Origin of the sequence: Pseudomonas sp. 5P_5.1_Bac1 (assembly GCF_025466015.1) — a bacterium.
GTDB lineage: Bacteria > Pseudomonadota > Gammaproteobacteria > Pseudomonadales > Pseudomonadaceae > Aquipseudomonas.
In genome coordinates, this window is sequence record NZ_JANLNX010000047.1 from 49,161 (window position 1) to 74,287 (window position 25,127).

Consider the following 25,127-nt stretch of genomic DNA (forward strand, 5'->3'; position numbering starts at 1 on the left):
TCAGTCTGGACGGGGCCTGCCTTGCAGGCCCTTGCTGGACTGCGCTGCCGCGTCCCAGGTGGTCATCACTCTGGGGATCGCCGCCTCGATCAGCGCATGCGGCACCTCGTCCCGGGCGAGGATCGAAACCCCCTGCAGAAAACTGTCGAACACCGTCGCCATCACCCGCGCGTCAGTGGCCTCCGGCAGTAACCCGTCGCGAATCCCTCGCTCGACGCAGGCCACGAACCCCGCCCGCGTGCGCAGCCGCGACTGCGTCAGCGCTTCCGTCACCCGCGCATTTTCCGGGCTCGGCGCACTCATCACGCCGAGCGCCACCATGCAGCCTTTGGGATGACCGTCCTCGCACTGCATGCAGGTTGACTGGCGCAGCGCGGTTTCAATGGCCTCGCGCGGTGGCAGGCATTCATCCCAGAGGCATTCGGTGACCTGGGCGTAGCTCGTCAGGTAACGCTGCACGCACTCGTTGAACAGCGCCTCCTTCGAACCGAACGCCGCGTAGAAGCTCGGTGCGGAGATCCCGCCGCCGAGCCCGGCTTTCAACTGGGTCAGCGAGGTCGCGTCATAACCGTGCTGCCAGAACAGGTGCAGCGCCTGGTCCACCGCTTGGTCGCGATCGAATGTGCGGGGACGGCCCATTTTCGCCATGTCGGAAATCCTCTGGAAAACGAGTTAGATACTATTCGATACATAAATCATTGACAACGCACGGGAGCGACCGCCAACATTTGTATCGATTGGTATCCAAATCGAAATACTTGTTCAAGGAGTTCTCCGTGACCACCTCACTTCCCTCGCCGGCAGCGCCCGAGCGCTTGCCCGTCGGCGCCCTGCTCGCCCTGGCCATGACCGGCTTTCTCTGCATCGTCACCGAAACCCTGCCCGCCGGGCTGTTGCCGCTGATCAGCGAGGGCCTGGCGATTTCCCCGTCGATGGCCGGGCAGATGGTCACCGCCTACGCGCTGGGTTCGGTGCTGGCGGTGATTCCCATGACCATCGCCACCCGTGGCTGGCGCCGGCGCAAGGTGCTGTTGCTGACCATCGTCGGCTTCCTGCTGTTCAACTCGATCACCGCGCTGTCGTCGCACTACGGCGTCACCCTGGTGGCGCGCTTCTTCGCCGGTGTCTCGGCGGGTCTGGCCTGGAGCCTGCTGGCCGGTTATGCGCGGCGCATGGTCGCGCCGCAGCAACAGGGCAAGGCGCTGGCATTGGCGATGGTCGGCACGCCGATCGCCCTGTCCCTCGGCGTGCCGCTCGGCACCTGGCTCGGCGGGCTGGTCGGCTGGCGCAGCACCTTTGGCCTGATTTCGGCGCTGACCTTGGCGTTGATCGTCTGGGTGCTGGTGAAAGTCCCCGACTACCCGCCGCAGCCGGCGCACCAGCGCCGGTCGCTGCGCGCGGTGCTGACCACGCCGGGGGTGCGGCCGGTGCTGGCGGTGGTGATCAGTTGGATGCTGGCGCACAACATCCTCTACACCTACATCGCCCCGTTCGTGGCGCCAGCGGGGCTGGCGGAACGGGTGGACCTGGTGCTACTGGTGTTCGGCATCTTCGCGCTGGCCGGGATCTGGATGACCGCCCGGCTGGTCGAGCCGCTGCTGCGCGTGACCACCCTTGCCAGCCTGGCGACCTTCGCGTTGGTGTCGCTGGTATTCGGCGTGCTCGGCAGCGTGCCTGAAGTGATCTACCTCGGCGTGGCGGTCTGGGGCCTGAGCTTCGGCGGCGCGGCGACACTCCTGCAGACCGCCCTGGCGGACGCCGCGGGCGATGGCGCGGATGTGGCGTTGTCACTCAACGTGGTGGCGTGGAACAGCGCGATTGCGGGGAGCGGCGTGGCCGGTGGGGTGTTGCTGGATCGCTGGGGCGTCGAGGCGTTTCCGTGGGCGATGCTGGTGTTGCTGGGACTCGCTTTCGCCATCGCCCGCGGGGCCCGGGCCCATGGGTTTACTCCGGGGCCGAGGCGGGCTGAGGCTGGGGTGGTTGCGGGGCATTGAGATCGCTGTCGCGCGGTAGGAGCGAGCTTGCTCGCGAAAACCTGTCGGACATGCCCGGCGCACCTCACCCAGCCAACTCCTCCATCACCTGCGCGGTCGTAATGACCTCGCGAAAATGATGGGTCCACAGCTCAATCCCCAACCGCCCCGAGCGGTCCAGCGAGGAACCCACGGTCAGGTCGGTGACCAGCGTCGGGCTCAGGCCGGCATCGAACAGCGCGAAGCCGGCAGCGAGCACGCAGGTTTCGGTCTGCATGCCGCAGACCAGCACCCGCTCCACCCCAAGCTGCTTGATGTACTCGAGGGCTTCGGCGCTCTGGCCGTAGCCGTGCTTGACGAACACCCGGTCAACCTCGACCAGGCACTCGTCTTCCGCCGCCGGGTGCCAGCCAAGCTGGCGTTGAAACGGCGTGACCTGCTCATCATGCAGTTCGACCGAGGCGATCGCCGGCAACCGTGCCGACAGCCAGCGCGCCCGGTCGACCAGCCACTCGGGCGGGCTGAAGGTGGACTGGATATCGACGATGAGTAGCACCTGGCGCATGGACGGCCCTCGAAGGTGAATGAAGGGCGCGGAGTATATCGCCAGTGGCGTGCCACACACACTGGGCCCCCTCGATACCTGCAGCGGATGATAGGCTACGCCCCACTCGGCTTTTTCCATCCGCTACAGGAGATTCCCCCATGCTCGGCGTGACCGACTACGGCGCTTTCGTGATCGCGTTCATCATCGTCCTGGCCATCCCCGGCCCCGGCAACTTCGCCCTGATCACGGCCACCGGCAAAGGCGGAATCAAGGCGGGCCTGGCGGCGACTTGCGGGGTGATTCTCGGTGATCAGGTGCTGTTGTGGCTGGCAGTCGCCGGCGTCGCGACGCTGCTGGCCGCTTATCCGGCGGCCTTCCACCTGGTGCAGTGGGTAGGCGCAGCCTATCTGGCGTACCTGGGCCTGCGCATGCTGTTGAGCAAACCCGGCGCCGCACCGCGCAAAAGCCGCATGGACAACGGCCACTACTTGCGCCAGACCATGATGATCACCCTGCTCAACCCCAAGGCGATCATGTTCTACATGGCCTTCTTCCCGCTGTTCGTCGACCCGGTGAAGCACCAGGGCCTGGTGACGTTCGGCTTCCTCGCCGCGACCGTCGCGGTGGTGACCTTCCTCTACGGCCTGATCGCCGTGGTCCTGACCCATAAACTGGCCGAGCGCATGCGCGCCAACCCGCGCATCAGCAACCTCTTCGAACGCGCGGCGGGCGCTTGCCTGGTGGGCTTCGGGATCAAGCTGGCGGCCATGCGCTAATAGCGCTCGCGGCCGTTGACAGTCTCGCGAAAACCGGCAGGTCGACGAATTTCTTCAAGCTCTGGGGATCGCCGCCGATACAGCCTGAACCAGTATGGAAACTAAAGGCTACCGATCATGAGCCCAACCATCGCGGGATTGCGCATTTCCCCCGTGTACATTGCGCCCCAGCCGGCACCCGTCAGTACCGAGAGCATCAACGCGGTCGAGGCGGTCACGGCCATCCCCAGCACCACCGTCAGCCTTGGGCAGAGCCCCAACAGCAACGAGGACGCACGCCTCTACACCTCGCGAGGCACCCTCGGCGCGTCGCAGGTCCGCTACGCGCTGGAGCAAGACAACCTCGACAAACTCAGCATCAGCCTGATCAGCAGCATCCAGTCGTCCTCCATCGGCGCCCGCTTCCAGGGCATCGGCGCGGCCTTGCTGGAGCAACTGGCGGCCAATGGCGGGCAATCCGTTTCGCAATCGGTGTTCACCTTCACCGAAGGCACCCAGCCCAGCGCCGAGGCACTGAAACTGCAAGGCAACGGCCTGCGCGAGAACCCGACCAACGCCGTCAGCCTGACCCTGACCAGCGCCTCCGGCGCCACCGTCACCCTGTCCCTGGCCAGCAACGAGAAAGGCCTGGCGGTCAGCGCCCAGGTTGAGGGCGGCCAGCTCACTGACAATGAACTCAAGGGCCTGGCTGCGCTGGCTGACAGTTTCCAAGGCGCCATCAATGGCCTGACCGAAGATCCGCCGCGCCTGGACCTCGGTAACCTGGTCAAGCTCGACCCGAGCCTGTTCAGCTCCTTGCAGATGAGCGCCCAGCTGGAAACCGCCAGCGGCGAACCGCAGCGCTTCAACCTGAGCCTGGACGACAGCGCCCGCACCCTGAGCCTGCAAGGCCCTTCCGGCAACGTGCAGTTGAACCTCGATACCCGCGACAAGACGCTGCTGGGTAACGATGCCCAGCGCCAGGCGGCGATCCAGAACTACCTGACCCAGTTCGACACGGCGCAGCGCCGGGGCAAGGGTGATGAAAACCTGACGAACCTGTTCAAGGCCGCCTTCGTTCAGCTCAACAGCGCGGACGATGGCGCCAAGACCGCCACCGAACGCACCTCGGTGTTGGGCAAGAACGACCGCGTGCTGCTCAGCGGCCTGGCCGACTTCAGCGCCTCGATCAGCCAGGAGGTCAAGCAGGTCAACCCGATGCGGCTGTCGGAGACTGACTACTTCGACTACAAGGTTTCCCAGTCGACCACGGTTCGTGGCACTGCTGAGGCCGCCCGCTCGGTCCAACAGGACCAGCAGGCCAGCCTGAAAGCCGCCTACCACGCAAGCCTCAACCCGGAGGTGGCGCTGGCGCTTGGCACTGATAACGCATCGCAGAACTACCGCTATCACGAGATCAACGATCAATCGAGCAGCAGCACTCGCCTGGCCTACGACAAGAAAGACCGGCTGATCGAGGCTACCGCGACTCAGCAGGCTAGCCAGAACGAGCGTGTTCGTACCTTTATCAATGGTGCGGTGGAAGCGGATGTGAGCACGCCGACCTCGACGTCCGAGTCGCGTAACCTGCTGGGTCTGCTCAATGACGCGTTCACTCAGGAACGGGCGTCGTTGAGGGATCGCGGGGTTTCGATTCTCGAAGCACAGTTGACGTCGAAGCGCAGTGAGTGGGGATTGCAGTCCAATACGTCGGAGATCCGCGGCTAGCAACGTGCAGCGGACAGGTGTAGGAGCGAGCTTGCTCGCGAAACGCCGCGACCTAAATCGTCCAACATGCACCCACGAGCAATGGCGCTGGATGCTTGACCCTCAGCCCAGCAGGTCAGTGATCCACTGAACCTGCCGGGCCAAATCCCGCACTTTCTCTTCCGGCACGGCCTGTCGGGCCTGGGCGAAGTTGACCAGCGTGCGCTGCTTCAGCCGCAACAACCGCTGCCACTTGGCCAGGAAGGCCGGGCTGCGCGCCTGCATCTGCAACGGCCCGAAGTACAGTTCCTCGGGGCTGTACAGCACCGGCCCGCTACGCTCGGCGACGATGATTTCGTAGTCGAAGCGATTTTCCCGCAGCACTTCTTCGCTGAGGATGCGGTAGTCGTTGTCCATCAGCCATTGCCGTAGCGGCTGCTCGCCGCCGTTGGGCTGCAGGACCAAGCGTTCCTCGCCGCTCAGGTGGGCCTTGCCGCTGGCGAGGATGTCGCGAATCGTCTCGCCGCCCATGCCGCACAGGCTGACCGCCGTGATCCCGTCCCCCGCCTCGATCGCCGCCAGGCCGTTGGCCAGGCGCACGGTGATGCCGTGTTGCAGGTCGTTCTCGCGAACCGTGCGTTCGGCCGCACGAAACGGCGTCAACGCGACCTCGCCCGCCACCGCCGCCGCAATGGCGCCACGGCGCATCAACGCGACCGGCAGATAAGCGTGGTCCGAGCCGATATCGGCCAGCCGCGCCCCGGCTGGCACCTGCGCCGCCACGCGCTCCAGGCGCTTGGACAATGTCTGTTCGTTCACTACCGCCCCTTTTTCACCACAAGCGTCCGGCGCGCTTGGCCGGATCGGGGGCAATTCTGTCGGGCAATGCCGGGTATTTCAAATGGTGGGTGCTGGTTTGGCGGCGATCGGCGCGCGGGTTGCAACCGGCGACGCTGGCCAACCCATTCCAAATGGCCAGCCGATAGGCGACACTCGCCACTTCATGGACGTCTGCAACAACGCTCGGGGCCTGATTGCACGGCCGGGCCATGATCAAGTTGTATCAATCGGACGCCATGAACCATGCCCGTTGACCTCAAAGCGCTCTACCCCAAACTGATCCACCTGATGCTGGACACGGTCTTCGTGGTCGACCGGGACAACCGGATCGTCTTTGTCAGCGACGCCTGCGAGGCACTGTTGGGCTACCGCGCCGACGAACTGACCGGTACCCTGATCACCCAGTACATGCACCCCGACGACCTGCCGGCCACGCGGGCTTCGATCATTCGGGTGATGAACGGGCAACCCCACTTCGATTTCCGCAACCGCTATATCCGCAAGGACGGCGGTGTGGTGAATATTCTCTGGGCGGCCTTCTGGTCCGACGAGGTGGAGGCGCGGATCGGTGTCGCGCGCAACGTCACGGCCCTGACCCGGGCGGAGGATGAGCTGCGGTTTCTCGCCCATCACGACCCGCTGACCAAACTGACCAACCGCTCGGTGTTCAATGACCGCCTGGAATCGGCCCTGCGCACGGCGCAGCGCCACAACAGCACGGCGGCCTTGCTGTTTCTGGATATCAATGACTTCAAGCTGATCAACGATGTCCACGGGCATGCCGCCGGTGATCGCGTGCTGTGCGCCATTGCCCGGCGCCTGGAACGCTGCGTGCGCGAGACGGACACGGTGGCGAGGATGGGCGGTGATGAGTTCACCGTGCTGCTGAGCGATATCCCGTCGGAAGAAGCCGTTGCCGAAAAGGTGGCGCAGATTCTCGCGGTCATGGCCGAACCGCTGGGTGACGACTTCGACGGGCTTTCCATGCCGTCCTGCAGCATCGGTGTGGCCTGCTATCCCGCTGACGGCGAGGATGCCGATACCCTGCTCAGCCATGCGGACAGCGATATGTACCGGGTAAAAAGGCGTCGTTCGGCGGCGGGATAAGACATACGGAATGTATTTCCACGCGTCCTGTGTAATGGCTCAGGCCTTGAATTACGCTGTATACCGTATTCGCCTGACACCCCCATAAAATGTCTACTGCGTCACATTTTTCCTGATGGTTTCACGGGCAATAAAAACAATGCCCGGACGCGTTTTGGCTCAAACATAAGTGGAAATATTCAGCCACTCATTCAGATGCCAAGCACCCCATTTGAACCGTTTTCCGGACACAGTTCCAACGTCGGGACGGGCGTAATCGGGGCTGATAAATGCCGTCGATTTTTCATTTTTCACGAACAGGCCATCGCCCATTTCCCGTTGAACAGCGGACACTTTTACTCCGTTCCACTACGCACGCCTTCGTCGCTCTCTCACCCCGGGATTGCTCCATGTTTTCGGGGGCGAGACACCTTTACGACTATAAAAATCATCAAACTCCACTTAAGACCGCCCGCACTTCCGATGCGTGCACGTTGAATACGACCTTGCAACTTCCCCACCCACAACCTAACTGCAAAAAACAAACAACAACTAAAATTCGCCCTTCATCCACCGCCAAGAATCCAGAAAAAATAGCAACACAACAACCCCAACAATAAAACAACAAACAACGCCCCCAAAAACCAAACAACCATCTGAACGCAAGCTCAACAACTCCCCGCAAACTAAAATCAACTTACCAAACTACTAGCCCAACTAATAAATCCTTATTTAAAAATCACACGACTACCAACCCGGCCGGCCTTACCAACTATTTCTTGCAAACAAAAGACATTCGCGCAAACTTTTCGAGTTCACCCGAGCCATTCCGCAGCCGCGCCACGCGCAGCAAAAAGTTACCGCTTTACAAATAGTTAGCGCGTTAACAAATCGCGCGCTCGCCCCGCCCCACCTGCCCTTCAGGCGATCAAGGGACAACCTGCCCCTCGCTTCGCCATTAGCGCACTTACAATACTTACACTTCCTGACGTCAATTAATCCGCGTCAAAAAAAATGATGTCACATTGCCATTGACCGCCGGTCGCAACAGCGCTATTAATGCGGTCGTACTACCTCTGACCCTGCTATGGGTCATCGCTGCGACGGAATGCGGGGGGGAGCATAAAATCAAACGGACGATGGTTTTTCACCATTAAAGAATCCGTTTTTTAAAACGCGCCACGCAGACCGGGGGGGGGCTGTTCAAGCCCAGCAGAAATAGGGGAGCGCTCCTTCGAGCAAAGGAGCAGATATCAAGAAAACCTAGAAAAACATCCATCTTGGAGCCTGACAAAGAACAGGCGCGATGGGGTGTCGACGCAGTTCACCTGCGCGACGGTGCAACGCGGTATCACGCCGCTGAATGCTGTTCTATTTTTTCGAGAATCAAACTAATTACACGCCTGCGCATGCGCCTCAACCGAGGCCGCTTGTCTGTGCCTGCGTAAAACTTTTTTGGCTGATCTTTTTTCGGCCCGGGCGCCCTTGCGCCTGAAAAACGCCAACGGTTTACCAAGGATGTTCGGCCCCGTCAGGACGCCGGCTCGAGTGTGCTCAATCGCTTAGAGAAACAAAGATGCTGGATGTATCCCGACGACCCAATGACCTGCCTCTAAAAACCTCCTCGCCAATCACTGACAGCAAGGTTCCCATGCTCTATTCCCACGTACCGGCGAAGGCGCTGCTGTGCGCCCTCGGTTTTGCCGTGATGACCGCCAACGCAGCATTGGCCAACGAAACCGCCACCCAGGTCCCGCAATCCCAGGCTTCGCAAGCCCAGGTGATGGTCAAGGCCGTGGAATTCAGCGGTAACCGCACCTTCACTACCGAGCAGCTCAGCGCGCAGATCGCCGGCGATATCGGCCGCCCGATGAGCCTGGTCGAAATGAAAGCCCTGGCCGCCAAGGTCGAGGCCTACTACCAGGCCTCCGGCTACCGCCTGGTCAAGGTGGTGGTGCCCGCCCAGGACTTCGCCAACCAGAACGCCCTCAAGCTGGTGGTTCTCGAAGGCTGGTTGGGTAACGTGCAAGTCACGGGTGCCAAACGTTTCTCCAACGAGCAGGTGCTTGACGCCCTGACCGCCGGCGGCGTGGTCGCCGGCAAGCCGTTCACCCTGGAACAGGTCGAGCGCTCGCTGACTCACCTCAACCGTCTGTCTGGCATCGAGGTCAGTTCGACCCTGCAGCCAGGCGTGGAAACCGGTTCCACCGACCTGGTGGTCGATGTCACCGAGGCAGCGCGCGTCCAGGGCGCGGTGGAAGTCAACAACTACGGCAGCAAGGACACCGGTGAAACCCGCGTGATCCCGAGCCTGAAGTTCGCCAACCTGAGCGGCCACGGCGACGAAGCCAACGTCATGGCGCTGACCTCCATCGGCGACGGCGACTTGTGGTACGGCTACGTCGACTACAGCCTGCCGCTCAACGCCCAAGGCACCAAGGCCCGCGCCTACTTCTCGAAAGGTAACGTCGACGTCGGCAACACCTACCGCGTGCTGGAAATCGAAGGTGACAACCAGAGCTGGGGCCTGGGCGTGTCGCAAGACTTCGTGCGCTCGGCGCGCAGCATCATCACCGCCGAGGCCTGGCTGGAATCGCAAGACCTGGAGCAAAGCATCCTGGGCGTGCGTACCGCCGAAGACAAGATCCGCAAACTGCGCTTCAGCCTGAACCTGGACAACTCCGACCTGTACGGCCGCACCCTCGCCACCGCCGGCCTGCACTACGGCCTGGGCGAAGCGTTGGGCGGCATGGACGACGAGTCGATCATGTCCAGCCGCGCCGCCGCCAAGGCGGACAACACGTTCACCAAATTCACCTTCGACATCGCTCGCCTGCAACAGATCACCCCGCGTTTCCTGGTGATCCCGCGCATCGCCGGCCAGTACTCCCTCGATTCGCTGGTGTCCAGCGAGCAGTGGGGTGTCGGCGGCTTCAACTCGGTGGTCGGCCACGCGCCGTCGACCTGGTCGGGTGACCACGGTTTCACCGCCAGCCTGGAAGGTCGCTACTCGCTGTTCAAGGACAACGACCGCTACCAGGCCACCGCGCGTATCGACCACGGCCAGGTCTGGTTGAAGGAAACCCTGGTTGGCCAGGACGATCATCAGGACCTGACCGGCGCCGCCATCGGCCTGCTGGCCCGTCCGATCGACAGCGTCGACCTGCGCGTAGACATCGGTGTGCCCCTCAGTGAGAAAACCGAGGACAGCACCTACGTCTACGCCCAGGCCCGCTATCGCTTCTGAGCCACGGAAACCACACCCAATTCGCACAGGTAAGTACTCATGTCCCGCAAGAAAAAAGGCACGAAGACATTCATCAAGGCGGTCTCGGTTTCCGTGATCGGCGCCAGCAGTTCGGTTGCATTCGCAGCACCCACAGGCGGCGTGGCCGTGTCCGGTGGCATCTCCATCGGCACCATGAACAACAACGAACTGGTCATCACCCAGGCGTTGCAGAAAGGCATCATCAACTGGACCGACTTCAGCATCGACGCTGGCGAGCTGGTGCGTTTCGCACAGAACGCCGGTAACGACTCGATCACCCTGAACCGGGTGCTGGGCAGCCAGGTCTCGCAGATCCAGGGCGCTCTGCAGGCCAACGGCAACATCTTCCTGATCAACCCCAACGGCATCGTTTTCGGCGCCGGCTCTCAGGTCGACGTGGCCGGCCTGCTGGCGACCACCTTCGACGTCACCGACCAGAGCTTCCTCAACGGTGGCCAACTGAACTTCACCCAGGTCGCCGGCAAAGACCTGGCCAGCATCGCCAACCAGGGCCAGATCACCACCGGCAGCGGTGGCTTCGTCTACCTCGTCGCACCGAAGGTCGACAACTCCGGCTACGTGATCGCCAACGTCGGCCGCGTGACCATGGCTGCCGGTGACCGCTTCACCGTCAACCTGCAAGGCAGCAACCTGATCAACTTCAGCGTGTCGGCCGACACCCTGGCCGCCGCCACCGGCAACGACCTCACCGGCGTCAACAACAGCGGTACCGTCAAGGGCGATACCGTCCTGCTGCAGGGCAACTCCGCCAGCGGCCTGATGAGCTCGGTGGTCAACAACGGCGGCATCATCGAAGCCACCGACCTGACCATCAACGCGGGCGATATCGTCCAGGCGGGCACCATCAAGGGTGTCGGCGTCGCCGCGGCCACCACCGCGACCCTGGCCGCGACCAACACCATCACCACCGCCGACAACAGCGCCACCCGCGCCAACACCCTGAACCTCTCGGTCACCGGCGCCGGTGCTTCCATCGGTGCCGAAGGCGCGGCCCTGCGCGTCGACGCCGATGTGCTCAACGCCAATGCCGCCAACGGCCACGTGCTGGTCACCGACGTCAACGGCGGCGTGGCACTGGGCGAAGTCAACGCCGGCACCGCTACCGAAGGCGGCAGCGTGGTGATCACCGCCCAGAACGGCAGCATCACCTCGGCCGACACCAGCAAAACCAACGTTTCCGGCTACTCGGCCAAGTTCGTCGCCGACGGCGCCGTGGGCACCGACAGCGACGCGGTCAACACCAAGGTCGGCGTGCTCTCCGCCTCGACCCAGAACGGCGGCATCAACGTCAAGAACCAGGGCGCCGTGATTCTCGGCGACGTCGTCGCTCGCGAGCAGATCACCATCAATGGCCAGCCTGCGGTTTCCGGCGCCATCGACAACAGCGGTTCGATCACCCTGAGCAACGGCAACACCGGCAGCAAGAACGTCAAGGTGCAGGCCACTGAAGGCGTGGTCCTCACCGGCACCGTTTCCGCCACCAACAGCCTGACCGTGACCTCCGACACCGGCAGCATCCTCGCCGCCCAGGCGGGCACCTCGCTGGTCGGCCGCACCGTCAACCTCAACGCCGGCACCGAAGTCGGCGACGCCTCCCAGGCCCTGAGCACCCAGAGCAACACCGTCAACGCCGCGGCCGGCAACGGTGGCGTGTACTTGAGCGAAAGCCAGGGCCTGACCATCGGCACCCTCACCGCCGCCGGCACCGACAACAACGTCGTGCTCAACGCGACCCAGGGCAACATCACCGTCGGCAGCATCACCGCCACCGGCGGCAAGGTCGACCTCACCGCGGGCAACGGCGGCATCACGGCCACCGGTTCCGGCACCAACGTCACCGCGGCTGAGCTGACCGCATCGAGCAAATCCGCTATCGGTGCCGCCAACAAGGCGCTGAGCACCAGCGTCGACAAGATCACCGCCACCACCACCGCGGCCCAGTCCGGCGTGTACCTGTCCAACGGCAAGGCGCTGAACAGCCTGTCGGTGACCACGCCGAACGGTGACACCAACGTCGCCTTCACCGGTGGTTCGCTGGTCTACAGCCGCAACCTCAACAGCCTGACCCTGAACCGCACCCAGGCGCTGGACCTGTCGTTCTCCAACACCGCCAGCGGCTTCAAGCTGAACGGTATCGACGCCGGCGCCGACAAGAGCGTCTCGCTGACCGCCGCCGGTGACATCACCCAGGGCAGCGGCAGCATCGTCGGTAAAGACGTGGTCATCGACGCCTCGGGTAACGTCGGCGCCGTCGGTACTGCCCTGCAGACCCAGGCCAGCACGCTGAACCTGACCAGCCGCAACGGCATCGCCAACGTCGCCAACACCTCCGCCGACCTGACCGTGACCGCCAAGGCCAACTCCACCAACGGTGCCGTCACCGTCGGCCAGAGCGGCAACCTGGCGGTCAACTCGATCGTCGCCAAGAAAGCCGTCGAGCTGACCGCCGGTGGCGCTGTCACCACCGCCGCCGACGCCGTTGGCACCCCGATCTCCGCCGGCTCGCTGAACGTCACCGGCGCCTCCATCGGCACCAGCAGCAAAGCGCTGTCGAGCCAAGTGGCCGGTGGCGCGGTCAACCTGACCGCCACCGGCGGCGACATCAACTACGCCAACATCGGCGCCATCAGCCTGCTGGACGTCCTTGCCACCCAAGGCAAGATCGCCTTCCAGAACTCCGGTGACGTGGTCGTCGGCCAGGTCAAGGCCGGCGGCACCGTCGACTTCAAGGTCTCCGGCAACGTCACCGACGGCAACGGCTCGGCCGCCAACTTCATCACCAGCGGCCTGACCGCGGCGGTGAAATCGTTCGGCACCTCGGGCGACGCCATTGAAATCCAGGTCGACGAACTGGTGATCGACGCCGCCAACGGCGGTATCTACGCCCGCCAGAGCAACGGCAACCTGCTGTCCCTGGTGCAGGCCACCAGCGGCGGCACCGGCAGCGACATCCAGATCGCCGCGGACGGCAGCATCAAGCTGGGCAACGTCGACGCCGGCGGCAACAACGTCAAGCTGCGCGCCGGCGGCACCATCGAAGATGGCCGCAGCAACAAGACCAAGGCCAACGTCGTCGCCCGCGAACTGGACATGAGCGCACCCGGCGGCATCGGCAAACAGGGCCAACTGGACCTGGATGTCAGCTTCCTCTCCGCCGCCGGCGGCAGCGGTGGCGTGACCGCCACCAACGCCGGTGCCGTGGCCGTGAACAGCAGCTCGCTGACCGGCAAAGGCGCGAGCGCGATCACCATCGTCGCCACCGCGATCACCGTGCTGGACAACAGCGGCGGCACCATCACCATGGATGGCGGCTCGCTGACCCTGACCGCGACCTCGGGCAACATCGTCTTCCTCAACCAGACCGACACCATCTACCTGCCAGGTGGCGGCAGCATCACCCTGACCGCGATGAACAAGGCCAGCTCGCAGGTGCCGGGTTATGACGGCGTGATCATCGCCGGCAACCTGAAGACCGACGGCGGCAACATCACCCTGCAAGCGCAGTCGAACATCACCATCGGCATGCTCGATGCCGGCACCACCGGTAACGTCACCGTCGCTTCGGCCGGCGGCGTGATCCTCGACGGCAACGGCACCGCGCAGAACATTCGCGGCAACAACGTCAGCCTGACCGCCAGCACCCCGAGCAAGTACACCGCCGAGCTGACCCGCGACACCGCCATCGCCGAATACTCGGCGCGCGATGCCGAAGCGGCCGCCAAGCTGCTGCAACTGAACATCCTGATCCAGCAGCTCAAGGACTACGAGGCCCTGGTCACCTCTGCCACCGTGCAGAACAGCCTGGCCGAGCTGACCCAGCGCCTGGCGGATATTTCCGCGACTGCGCAGTCGAACAAAGTCGACAGCATGTCCAAGGTCGCCGACGGCCTGAACACCGCACTCAACGCCGCCAGCGTGGTCCGCAACGCCGCCGCCGTCATCGCCGGCGCCGCCCAGGCCATTCCGTTCTCCGGTGACGCCGGTGCCGACGCGGCCTTCGCCGTGGTCGACCTGGTGTTGTCCGCCGCCACCCTGGCGCTGGACAGCTACGAGCGCTACAGCCTGGCCCCGCAACAAGACCTGCTGGTCGAGTTGAACAACACCCTGGACGTGGCCAACGCCGCGGTCTACACCGCCGCGACCAACCTGGCGACCACCACCGCGATCCGCGACACCACCGCCACCTCCAAGGCCACCGCCGACCTCGCAGTGTTCAAGGCCAACACCGCCCGCGATGCCTCCTTGCAAGTGCGCAAGCAAGCCGTGGCCGCGTACAACCTGAACCAGCAGATCGACAGCTCCGCCGACAAGCCGCTGGGCATCACCGCCAACCGTCTGGACATCAACAACGGCGGCGTCATCGACTCCAGCCTGTACCTGGACTCCGCCGGCAGCCTGGGCCTGGGTGACATCACCGTCGCCGCTGGCCAGAAGATCGTCGCCGAAGCCAACAACAACATTGGTGTGGTCGGCAGCGTCAACAGCGACACCTCCATCAGCCTCAAGGCCGGCCAGGCCATCCTCGGCCAGGGCGGCACGCTGGCAACGCCAGACCTGAAAATGGTCGCCGGCAACGGCATCGGCGCCAACCAGGCCGTCAACACCAGGACCGACCGCGTGGCGGCCGACGCCGGCAACGGCGGCGTGGCCATCGTCAACGCCAACGGCGGCGCCCTGCTGACCATCGGCACCCAAGGCGCGGTCAAAGGCATCAGCGGCGCGGGCGACATCAGCGTCACCACCGACGGCTCGCTGAAAATCGACCAACTGGTAAAAGACAGCACTCACAGCCACACCGTGAGCCTGACCAGCACCAACGGCTCGATCATTGACGGCAACACCGTCGAGCGCAACGTCCAGGGCGGCACCCTGGTAGCCACGGCTACCGGCGCCATCGACCTGGACACCGACGTCGACACCCTCAACGCCGAAGTCACCCACGCGGGCAACATCACCCTGCGTGAAGCCAACGCCGTGACCGCGAACCGCCTGCAAACCGCCAGCGGCAACATCGACCTGACGGCCGGTGGCGCAGTGCTGGTCCGCAGCCTGGACGCCGGCACCGGCACCATCAACCTGCGCGCCGATGGCGCGGTGGACGATGACCAGGACAACAGCACCCTGATCGTCGCCGACACCCTGAACATCAACGCGGCAGGCAGCGTCGGTGCCACCGGCGGCAACGCCAACCGCGCGCTGGACACCAAGGTCAACACCGTCAACGTCACCGCCGCTGGCGAGGTCAACCTGGCCGACGTCGATGACCTGACCATCGGCACCCTGGAAACCGACCACGGCAACGTCACCGTCACCACCGGTGGTTCGCTGAACGTCGGCACCCTGAGCACCGGCACCACCAGCGACACGGTCACCCTGGTCGCCGGCAACCAGATCACCAACACCAAGACCGACGGCACCAGCAACATCGATGCCGCCAACCTGACCCTGCGTGCAGAGAACGGTATCGGCGCGGCCAACGCGCTGAACGTCAAGGTCGGCAACCTCGCCGGCAAAACCACAACGGGCAGCCTCAAGCTCAACGATCTGGACGGTGACCTGGTCATCGGCACCCTCGCCGAGAACCTGGGCCTCGGCACGCTCTCTGGCCTGAACAGCACCGACGGCGCTATCGAAGTCGGCACCGCCGGCAACCTGACCGTGAACAATTCCGTGACGGCCACTACCTCTGGCGCGGTACGTCTGGGCGCGGGCGGTGACGTCCAGCAGCACGCCCGGATCGAAACCGAGAACGGCGATATTTCGGTCAGCGCTGGCGGCAACGTCCAGCAGGACGAGCAGATCCTGGCTGATACCGGCAACATTGCGGTGAAGGCTGGCGGCAACATTCAACAAAACGCGCACACCAAGACCAATGTCGGCAACATTGCGGTGACCGCCGACGGCGACATCACGATGGGCGCGAATACCCATACCGTTTCGTCGGTTTCCGGCAACGTCACCGTCGCCGCAGGCGTCAATGCCTCGCTGCAAGACGTGGGTGCCTACGCTGGCGACGTCAATGTGAGCGCGCAACAGGGCAACCTGGTACAGAACGGCCAGTTGCTGACCGGCACGGGCAACATCACCGCTCACGCCGGCCGCGACCTGACCACCCTGGGCCTGACAGGCGCAATGTTCGCAGGCAACATCGACCTCGGCGCTGGCGGCAACATCAGCCTGCAGGCCGTGGGCACCAACGGCGGCAACATCAAACTGAACGCAGGCGGTGACCTGACTCAGCATCAACAGGTGCTGACCGCTGCAGGCAACATCACCGCGCACGCCGGTGGCGACCTGACCACCCAGGGTGATACCACCGTGGTGGGTACCGGCAACATCGACTACAGCGCTGGCGGCAACGCCAATCTGCAGCAGGTGACCACCGGTAACGGCAACGTTGATCTGGCGGCCAAAGGCAATCTGACCCAGAACGCTCTGGTGCAAACCGGCGCGGGCAACATCACCGCGCACGCCGATGGCGACCTGACCACCCAGACCGACACCACCGTCGTCGGCACCGGCAACATCAACTACAGCGCTGGCGGCAACGCCAACCTGCAGCAGGTGACCACCGGCAACGGCAACGTCGATCTGGCGGCCAAAGGCAATCTGACCCAGAACGCCCTGGTGCAAACCGGCGCGGGCAACATCAACGCGCACGCCGATGGCGACCTGACCCAGAACGCTTTGGTGCAGACCGGTGCGGGCAACCTCACCGCCAAAGCGGGTCGTGACCTGCTGATGGCGTCCGGCGTGCACAGCGTGGTTACCGGCAACGGCGACATCGTCTACAACGCCGCGCACAACGCCAGCCTGGAGAACCTGTCCACCGGCAACGGCGCCATCACGCTCGGCGCCGAGCAGGGCAACCTGACCCAGAACGGCCTGGTCCACTCCGGCGCGGGCAACATCACGACCTCCGCGGGTCGCGACGTCACCCTCAACGGCGAAACCAGCACCGCTCAAGGCAACATCGCGCTGAGCGCGGGCCAGAACCTGACCCAGAATGCGCTGGTGCACACCGATGCCGGCGACGTCACGACCTTCGCGGGTAACGATGTCACCCTCAACGGCGCAACCAGCACCTTCAACGGCAATGTCAGCCTGAACGCGGGCCGCGACCTGACTCAGAACGCCCTGGTCAACGCCGCTCAAGGCAACGTCGGCGCCAACGCCGGCCGTGACCTGCTGATGACCTCCGTCGCCAGCACCACCACCACGACCGGCAATGTCGACTACAGCGCGGCGGGCAACGCCACCGTGCAGGAAATCGGCGTCGATAGCGGCAACGTGAGCGTGACCGCCCAGGGCAACCTGGTGCAGAACGGCACCCTCGGGGTCAACAACGGCAACGTCTCGGTGGATGCCAAAGGCGACCTGACCATGAGCGTCGGCGCGCTGACCAACGTCAACAGCCAGGGCAACGTGGCCTACACCGCGGGCGGCAACCTGCTGATCGACCAGATCCGCACCGCCGACGGCAACGCCACGCTGACGGCCAAGGCCGGCGACATCCAGGTCCAGGGCAACGCGGCGCGCAACGTCACCGCCAAACAACTGACCGCGACCGCGTCGGGCAACATCGGCAGCAACGATGCCCTGCGCACCGACATCGACACCCTGGTGGCCAAGGCCGACAGCGGCTCGATCGTGGTCGATGAAGCCAACGCCATCACCCTCGACAACGTCGCGGCCGCCAACGGCCAGGTGTCGGTCAACGCGGGCGACATCGCCATCAAGCAACTGCAGGGCGACAGCATCGCGCTGACCTCCAGCGGCAAGGTCGAAACCCTGGCCGGCGGCCTGGTCAAAGGCGGCGACCTGAACGTCGACGCTGAAACCGGCGTCAACCTGCACACCGCTGTCGACAGCGCCACGGTATGGGTCAACGGCAGCGGCAATATCGCCCTGACCGAAGACGACGCCATCACCCTCACCCGCCTGAACACTGCGGACGGCAACATCCGCGTGACCGCTGGCGGCGACATCGGCGTGAACACCGTGAATGCCGGCAGCCACAACGTCAGCCTGACCTCCACCGGCGGCGCCATCGTGACCCAGCAGCCGAGCTTCTTCGCTCGCATGCTGGCTCGCGTGGCCCAAGCCACCGGCATCACCGGCGACCGCATCGAACTCGACGCGGCCAACGGCCTGGGCAACGGCTCGCAAGGCGCCCTGAAACTGACCGGCAACACCCTCGACGCCAGCACCACCCGCGGCGATGTGAACCTGGCTCAGTCGCAGGCGGTCACCCTGGAAAACGTCAGCACCGGCAACGGTAACGTGCAGGTTGCGGTCGCCGACGGCAACGCCGTGGTTGGCAACGTCAGCGGTACCGGCTCGGTGGCGCTGTCTGCTGAAAACGGCCAACTGGTCGACGACGGCAACAGCAACACCCGCGTCCAGGGCAACGCCCTGAACCTGAGCGCCACCGACGGTATCGGCGCCAACGGTGCCCTGCAGACCAAGGCAACCAGCATCAACGCCCAGGTCAGCAACAGCGGCAACATCGCCATCAACGAAGCGGATGGCCTGGATCGCCTGACCGTCAACAGCGCCAATGGCGACGTTGCCGTCAACAGCGCGACCGGCAACCTCAACGTCGACGTGATCAATGCCACTGGCCACGCCGTCACCCTGAACGCCAACGCCGGCGCGATCCGTGATGTCAACAACAACACGGTGAGCAACGTCAATGCGCAGAGCGTCAACCTGAACGCCGCCAATGGCGTCGGCCAGGCCGGCAATGCCTTCGACGTCAACGTGCGTAACCTGGCGTCCACCGGCGGCAACGGTGGCGCGGTGCTGAACAGCACCTCGACCTCGGCGCTGAACCTGACCTCGCTGACTGCTGGCCAGGGCGACATCGTCCTGAACAGCGCGGGTGACCTGAACGTCAACGGCGGTGTCTCGCACACCGGCGGCGGCAACATCACCCTCAACGGCGGCAACATCAACCAGAACGCCAACATCACCACCAGTGGTCGCGGCAACGTCAGCGTCAACGGCAGCGGCAACGTGGTCATGGCGCCGACCTCCACCACCAGCACCGGCAACGGCACCGTCAGCTACACCGGCGGTCGCAGCATCAGCGTTGCGTCGATCCAGACCTCCAACGATGTCGGTGGTGGTCGCGTGGTGTTCGTCGCACCGCAGGTACTGGACAACATGCCGGGCGTCGCCAACGTCCGTGCCTGGTCGGTGTCGCTCAAGGCGGACAACGGCACCAACGCGCTGATCCAGGAACTGATGGGCGACGTCAACGACTCGTCGCAGGTCGACCTGGGCAACCGCGTGATCGGTGGCAGCCTGGCCGAAAGCCGTCGCTTCATGGAAGCGCTGCTGCAGCCGGCGATGGTTCAGCAGACCGGTCCGGAGAAACTCTTCGACGCGGGTCTGTTGAACGCTTCGCAGGTCAGCCCGTTCCGTGGCTTTGTCGAAGGTGAAGACGGCGTGATGACTTACAACAAGTAAGTCGTAGCGCGGTAAACAGAAAGGCCGCCGGGGGGATTCCCCCGGCGGCCTTTTTTTTGGTTTTTCACGGGGTCCTGGGGACGATGATCTTTGGCTTTGCGGACTTATCCGTTCGATGCGGCGAGGCTGTCGGCGCCTTTCGGCCTCCTGTAGGAGCGAGCTTGCTCGCGACCCCCCCTTGAGCGCCGCACGATTTTGAGTCTGCGCGAAACACCCTCCCCCCCTTCCCTCCACCCCGCAAAATGTGAATGATGGCGGGATGCCACAAACATCCCCTCAAGGAGAAACGAGATGTTCGATCTGAGTGACGTCAGCTTCGTCAAACGCATCGTGATCGGCAGTACGGACCCGGCCAATCTGCTCTCGCAAGCCGCGATCGAGGAGCAGACACAACTGCTCAACCGCTGCCTGAACAACACCCCCAAGGGCCGGATCATCGGGCTCGAGAAAACCCTGGCGTCGGTCGAGGTGGCGGGCCGTCAGGAGGTGGTGCAGGCGCTGGTCTATCACGTCGGTTTCGCCCGCAAGCCACATTGGCTGACCGAGTATGAATAAGGCCGTGCCCGCCGCTCTGCCCAAACCCCAGCCGCAGCCGAGGCCGTAATGGGAAAGGAGCTCATCGAAATTGCCGGCGTTTACTACCAGCGTATCTGGGGTGCCCGTGGAACAGGGGACCGCGATCATCTGGGCGACCTTGAACGGTCATCCTTGATCTGGCGAAACACCGGCGCGTGGAAGGTCAAGACCAGCGACGTTCGATGGGCGCACAGCGGGGAAAGCAAATACACCGGCTCACAACGCACCCTGAGGAAGAACAAGCTCAAGCACAAGTGGGACAGCGCGCGCCTGGGCGTGCGCTATCGCGACAAGGCCCGCGAAGAGAAGCTGCTCCAGTACAAGATCAAAGTTCTCAAGCGGATCATGGCCAAGGTGAAATCCCGTGGTGCGAAGGCGTCGGCGACCTATACCGAAGAGCTGGCATCGACCTCGGACAACACGATGTTCGTCGAAGGCGTGCTTGACGACCAATCGCCCTTTCAGGCGGCGGCCTGGTTCCAGCGCAACGGGAACGACTGGACTCCGCAGGCGGTGTGTATCGTCAACGTCCAGGACATCTCCGGCCATCCCGCGCTCTACCCACTGTGCCCGGAACAAAAGGCGCAAACCGTGGACAGTGGCCTGGCCAGCCTGCGCTTCGACTCGACACCGGTGTACGTCGAGTCGGCCATCGCCATTGAAGGCACCGAGACGGCGATGCCGATTCTGCAGGGCACGCATTATTACCAGGTTTTCCAGTTCGGTCCCAATCTCCAGCAGGCGGTCCGCAGCCACATGCCGCTGGTGCTGATCTGCGAACAGTCCGACGGTTGCCAGTGGCGCTCCACGCCCTTCGACCTCGAGTTCACCAACGTCCGCCTGTCCCACTGCGTGCTCAACATGATCACGCAAACGCTGGAGGGCGCCACGCACAGCACCTGCTACCTCGTCGGCGTTGGCCTGGATGGCCGCCGCTACTACACGGACCTCGGCCGCGACGACTGGGTACTGCGCTGGAACCTCTACCTGGAAGACGGGTTCGAGCCTTCCGAGGTCGATGACGACGACCCGGACACCAACGCGTCGCTGGCCGGTGAGGAAGATGACTTCTTCCTGAACTGCGAAAACGAGTTTCCGCCGCTGGGAGAGTTGGCCCATCTGGATACCTGGCTGGGTGGCGAAACCTGGCGCAAGGGCGCGATTTCGTCCGCCCTGTACAACGCCCTCACCGACGCCCAGTTGCTGCACCTGCAATTCGGCATTGCCCTGACCACCTTCGGCATGACGGATGTCGCACTGCTGTTTCGCGGCACACCGACAGCCACGGTGACGAATGAGCATTTTTCCTTTGGCCGATCGCTGTTCCGGGTAGTGCTGGGCCAGCCATTCAACGGTGGCTCGGGCGGCATCATCCATGAGTCGCACCTGCAGGCGACGGTCTGCGGTGTCGCCTGCGAAGGCTACAGGGAGGAAAGCGAGCAAACCGCCATTGTCAACTTGCGCCCCCTGGATGACGCCGATATCCCCGCACTGATCCACGCCATGGAGATCAACCTGCCAAGCGACCCGCAGCCGCCGATTACCCAGTTCGCCCTGCGCCTGGAACTGACCACCGGACGCTGGTCGATCCAGGCCAGCAACGACGAGAACCTCGACTTCACCTTCTACAACCCGGCACTCAATCCGATTCCCGCGGAGCAAGGCTAATGGCGATCCGCATCATCAGTTGGAACATCTTCAATTTCGCGGCCGGCACGTCCGGGGTCATGAGCAGGACCGACAGCACCAACCGGATGATGGATGTGGTTCACCCGCCCGCCGGGGCCGCCGAATGCGACATTTTCGTGATCATCGAACCAACAACGAAGAAAGGTAAAGTCGGCACCGCCGCTACCGGGGGCGGCCCCAGCGGCGGCACGCAGATTCTCGCGATACTCAACGCCCGGGCCAATGGCGGCGCGGACTGGGCAATGGTGGCGCCGCAGATTATCTACTGCAAAAAGAAAGGCGGAGGCGAAACCGTGCTGGTGTTTCACCGCACGCCGGTCGTCACGTTCCAGGCGGGGACATTGTTGACCAACTCGACGAAGACCATCATCCCCAACTGGGAAATTCTGGGTGTACGGGAAAGTTGCCCGTTCCATGTCACCTTCCGCGACGTGGCAACCAATACCGATTTCGAACTGATCGCACAGCACGCCCCGAGCCCAAGCTACGGCGCCGACCAAAACCGCAAGGCCAACCTGGGCGTGGCGGCAGTGGGCGCACACGCCAGCGTCACCGGCAAACCCAGGGTCGTGTACCTGGGTGACCTGAACCTGTGCGCCGTGCCGTCGCCTCCCGTGCCGGACTGTGACCTGGCGGGGCACGATGACGACCGCACCACGCTGGGCAACCTGGGCTTGACCCTGGTTTCCGATCGGACGCGCTCCAGCCTCAAATCGGGCGCCGCGGTCTGGAACAACTACCGCGAACACGCCTACGACAACATTCTGGTCAAAGGCCATACCGCGGCGAACTTGCCCGGCGTGATCGACCTGGTCGCCCCCCTGGTCGCCACCAAACCCACACCGATCGCGGCGAACGTGTTCCGCAGCAGCACGGTGTTCCACAAGATCCGCATCATCAAAAAAGGCGGGATCAGCGACCACCTGCCGATCAAGGTGACGCTCACTTTCTGACTTACCGCCAGGCGTAAGGGGGGTCCAGGAACGGCGGCCAGCGCTCTTCCTCGATCTCGCCTTCGTCCTCTTCCGCCTCTTCAGCGGCCGGCGGCGTCGCGGTCAGCAGGATGTCGGCGCGCTCCACGACCTGGGTCGATTCGTTGCGTTGCAAGGTGATCTCGATGTTCCAGTCCCCTGCCGGCAGCTCCTTTTCCTCAATGGCGACGAAGCCGGTGCCGTCGAGGGTGCCCTCGGCCAGCAACGACCCTTCCAGCAGCAAGCGATAAGGCGTGTCGGCCAGTGGCGTGTTGTCCTCGTCCATCACCGTCACTTCGATGCACGGTTTCTGGCACGGCAGGATCGGGTCGCCCAGTTCGGTGGACGACGCCAGCGCCACCACCTCCTTGTCCATGGCGGCATAGGCGGCGACGGGATCGTCGTCGGGCGGCACGATCACCGGTGGCACCACCGCGAAGATCAGCGGTTCGAACTTCATCCCCGCGCCCTCTTCTCCAGCAGCCAGTCGCGCACCTGCGCATCGAGCACATCGAGCCGGTCACCCGGCCGCAGGCGTGTGTCGCCGAGCGTCTCGCGCACCCAGGTATTGGGCGACTCCGCGCCGAGGTCGTCATCCAGGGCCATGGCCACGTTCGCCAGGCGCAACATGTCTGGCCGGTCGCGCACGCCGCAGGCTTGCGCCAGCGTGTAGACGGCGCGCAAGCGCGTCTCCAGTGCAGCCGGCCCGAGGCGCTCGACCCGCCGCGGCCAATGCTCGGCCACCCGCGCGGCGGCCTGCTTGAGGAACAGCGCGTCGGCGGACTGGCCCAACTGGCGCAGTTGCTCGCTACTGATCACCAGCATCATCGCCCCCGGTGCTGAACACCTGCCAGTCCTTGCCCTCTTCCAGCTCTACCACCAGGCGCTTCATCGGCCCGAGCAGCGCCTGGTATTGCGCCGCGTCGCAGGAGGGCAGAAACACGCCGAGCACTCGCGGGTCATAGAAGCGGAACATCAGCACGCGGTGGTCCTCGGTGCGCACCCGCAAGAACTTCTTGCAGTGACGCCGCAACTGGTCGATCGACACCTGCGCCGGGACCTCGATGAAAATCCCCCAGGCCTTGCCCCACCCGCGCCGCAGCAGGTCCAGGCTGGCCGGCGAGCCGAGCGCGAGCTTGACCAACCACGGCGCGGCGGCTTTCAGCCGGGGGATCAATGGGCCGGAGTACAGGCAACTGGATTCAAGTCCGCTGCGTTCGAGCAAAGCCACGATGCCGGGGTCGCGAGCGCCGTCGAGCAGCCAATAGATCTGGTCGTCGGGCGACTCGCTGTCCTCGGGCCAGAGCAGCGCGGGCAAGCGTTCCAGCGCCGACAGTGGCGGGACGTTCTCGGTGTTCTCTTCGCTCATGCGTTGCGCTCGCAAATTTCACAGAAAGGGGTGCCGGTAACGGCGGCCTGTTCCAGCGCAGCCGCTTGCGCACCCTGCACGGCTTCGACCGGTTGCGGCGGTACTGGCGCTGATGCCGTGTTGCTTGCGGCTACGCGGGATTGCTTCGCTTGCTCGCACGCCTCGCAGAAGGGCGTGCCCTCCTCGGCGGCCTGCTCCAATACCGCCGCTTGGGCATCCTGCACGGCCGCGGCCTCTGGCGAGGGCACTGGGTCAGCAGCGGCCCGGGCCTGCCGGGCCTGCTCGCACACCTCGCAGAAAGGCGTCGCTTCCTGCGCGCCCTGCTCCAGCATGGCTGCGAGGGTTTCCTGGGCGGCGGCCACTTCAGCCGTCGGCTGCTCGACCACCGCCGCCACCACGGCAGGAGCCGGCGCGGGCGCTGGGGCAGCGGCGGCTTCAACGGGCGGAGGTGGGCTGGCCGGGGCGGCAGCGGCGGGTCGCTCGCTGGGGGCGACCACCGCCGGGCTGGCGAAGGTATCGACGCGGGGCCACACGCGCGGCCGGTGGACGTAGACATCAGCGCGCAAACTGCCGAAGCGCAGTTCATTGGCGACCTGCTGCAGCACCTGATCGTCGCTGAGCTGGTGGATCATCAGGGTTTGCCGGGCCAGCACCCGGCGCAATTCGAACAATTGGCCGGTGCCGCGCAGGTGACGTTGCACGAAGGCGTCGGCCTGCCACACGTCGTGCAACTCGACGCGGCGCTGCCAGGCGAGCGCCCCGCTGTCGGGGCGGCTGGTGCTGAATTCAGCCTGTTCGCACAGCTCGATCTGCTCTGCGCCGTCCGCCACCCATAACCGCATGTTCCGTCC

At 64.3% G+C, this 25,127-nt stretch carries 17 protein-coding genes; 9 read left to right on the plus strand and 8 right to left on the minus strand.

Translation table 11 applies throughout. The annotated features are described in order from the left end of the window. Positions 1–648: a TetR/AcrR family transcriptional regulator gene (locus NTD82_RS09405; protein ID WP_262128560.1), complete on the minus strand. Its 648-nt coding sequence runs from the start codon at positions 646–648 to the stop codon at positions 1–3. A 128-nt stretch (positions 649–776) separates the two neighbouring features. On the opposite strand from NTD82_RS09405, the gene NTD82_RS09410 reads away from it, so the two are divergent. Continuing rightward, on the plus strand, positions 777–1,994 hold the full coding sequence (locus NTD82_RS09410) for an MFS transporter (RefSeq protein ID WP_262128561.1): 1,218 nt from the start codon (positions 777–779) through the stop codon (positions 1,992–1,994). A 64-nt stretch (positions 1,995–2,058) separates the two neighbouring features. Here NTD82_RS09410 and NTD82_RS09415 read toward each other — a convergent pair whose 3' ends face one another. Then, positions 2,059–2,538, minus strand: coding sequence for an isochorismatase family protein (locus NTD82_RS09415; protein WP_262128562.1), 480 nt, complete (start codon positions 2,536–2,538; stop codon positions 2,059–2,061). 140 nt (positions 2,539–2,678) lie between these two features. On the opposite strand from NTD82_RS09415, the gene NTD82_RS09420 reads away from it, so the two are divergent. Continuing rightward, entirely contained in the window at positions 2,679–3,296 is a 618-nt protein-coding gene (locus NTD82_RS09420; protein ID WP_262128563.1) for a LysE family transporter, read from the plus strand. Between the two features lie 117 nt (positions 3,297–3,413). After that, on the plus strand, positions 3,414–5,003 hold the full coding sequence (locus tag NTD82_RS09425) for a hypothetical protein (protein ID WP_262128564.1): 1,590 nt from the start codon (positions 3,414–3,416) through the stop codon (positions 5,001–5,003). 102 nt (positions 5,004–5,105) lie between these two features. Here NTD82_RS09425 and NTD82_RS09430 read toward each other — a convergent pair whose 3' ends face one another. Then, the gene (locus tag NTD82_RS09430) at positions 5,106–5,801 is read right to left on the minus strand and encodes a tRNA (adenine(22)-N(1))-methyltransferase (RefSeq protein WP_305885284.1); all 696 of its coding nucleotides are present in this window, start codon (positions 5,799–5,801) and stop codon (positions 5,106–5,108) included. Between the two features lie 264 nt (positions 5,802–6,065). Here NTD82_RS09430 and NTD82_RS09435 point away from each other — a divergent pair, with 264 nt between their 5' ends. Beyond that, the gene (locus NTD82_RS09435; protein ID WP_095156710.1) at positions 6,066–6,929 is read left to right on the plus strand and encodes a GGDEF domain-containing protein; all 864 of its coding nucleotides are present in this window, start codon (positions 6,066–6,068) and stop codon (positions 6,927–6,929) included. Between the two features lie 159 nt (positions 6,930–7,088). Here the strand turns inward: NTD82_RS09435 and NTD82_RS09440 are convergent, their stop codons facing one another. Beyond that, positions 7,089–7,262: a hypothetical protein gene (locus NTD82_RS09440; RefSeq protein WP_262128565.1), complete on the minus strand. Its 174-nt coding sequence runs from the start codon at positions 7,260–7,262 to the stop codon at positions 7,089–7,091. 1,297 nt (positions 7,263–8,559) lie between these two features. Here NTD82_RS09440 and NTD82_RS09445 point away from each other — a divergent pair. The 5 genes from NTD82_RS09445 (at position 8,560) to NTD82_RS09465 (ending at position 22,889) form a co-directional block, all read left to right on the plus strand. Then, positions 8,560–10,155, plus strand: a complete 1,596-nt coding sequence (locus tag NTD82_RS09445; protein WP_262128567.1) for a ShlB/FhaC/HecB family hemolysin secretion/activation protein — start codon at positions 8,560–8,562, stop codon at positions 10,153–10,155. Positions 10,156–10,194: 39 nt separating this feature from the next. Beyond that, complete coding sequence (locus NTD82_RS09450) at positions 10,195–19,671, plus strand: filamentous hemagglutinin N-terminal domain-containing protein (RefSeq protein ID WP_262128568.1); 9,477 nt, start codon at positions 10,195–10,197, stop codon at positions 19,669–19,671. Positions 19,672–19,962: 291 nt separating this feature from the next. Next, positions 19,963–20,226 (plus strand): hypothetical protein, encoded by a 264-nt coding sequence (locus NTD82_RS09455; protein ID WP_262128569.1) that lies wholly within the window; start codon positions 19,963–19,965, stop codon positions 20,224–20,226. Between the two features lie 48 nt (positions 20,227–20,274). Beyond that, on the plus strand, positions 20,275–21,915 hold the full coding sequence (locus NTD82_RS09460) for a hypothetical protein (RefSeq protein WP_262128570.1): 1,641 nt from the start codon (positions 20,275–20,277) through the stop codon (positions 21,913–21,915). Continuing rightward, positions 21,915–22,889 (plus strand): endonuclease/exonuclease/phosphatase family protein, encoded by a 975-nt coding sequence (locus NTD82_RS09465; protein WP_262128571.1) that lies wholly within the window; start codon positions 21,915–21,917, stop codon positions 22,887–22,889. The genes NTD82_RS09460 and NTD82_RS09465 overlap by 1 nt, the downstream gene beginning before the upstream one ends. A gap of 1 nt (position 22,890) precedes the next feature. Here the strand turns inward: NTD82_RS09465 and NTD82_RS09470 are convergent, their stop codons facing one another. From NTD82_RS09470 to NTD82_RS09485, 4 genes are read right to left on the minus strand one after another with little or no spacing between them, the layout of a single operon-like run. Continuing rightward, entirely contained in the window at positions 22,891–23,367 is a 477-nt protein-coding gene (locus NTD82_RS09470) for a hypothetical protein (RefSeq protein WP_095156704.1), read from the minus strand. Further along, a complete protein-coding gene (locus tag NTD82_RS09475) occupies positions 23,364–23,732 on the minus strand; it encodes a hypothetical protein (RefSeq protein ID WP_262128572.1) in 369 nt (122 codons plus the stop codon). Before NTD82_RS09475 ends, NTD82_RS09470 begins: the two co-directional genes overlap by 4 nt. Continuing rightward, entirely contained in the window at positions 23,716–24,276 is a 561-nt protein-coding gene (locus NTD82_RS09480) for a DUF4123 domain-containing protein (protein WP_262128573.1), read from the minus strand. Before NTD82_RS09480 ends, NTD82_RS09475 begins: the two co-directional genes overlap by 17 nt. After that, on the minus strand, positions 24,273–25,118 hold the full coding sequence (locus NTD82_RS09485) for a hypothetical protein (protein WP_262128575.1): 846 nt from the start codon (positions 25,116–25,118) through the stop codon (positions 24,273–24,275). The genes NTD82_RS09480 and NTD82_RS09485 overlap by 4 nt, the downstream gene beginning before the upstream one ends. Positions 25,119–25,127 lie beyond the last annotated feature (9 nt).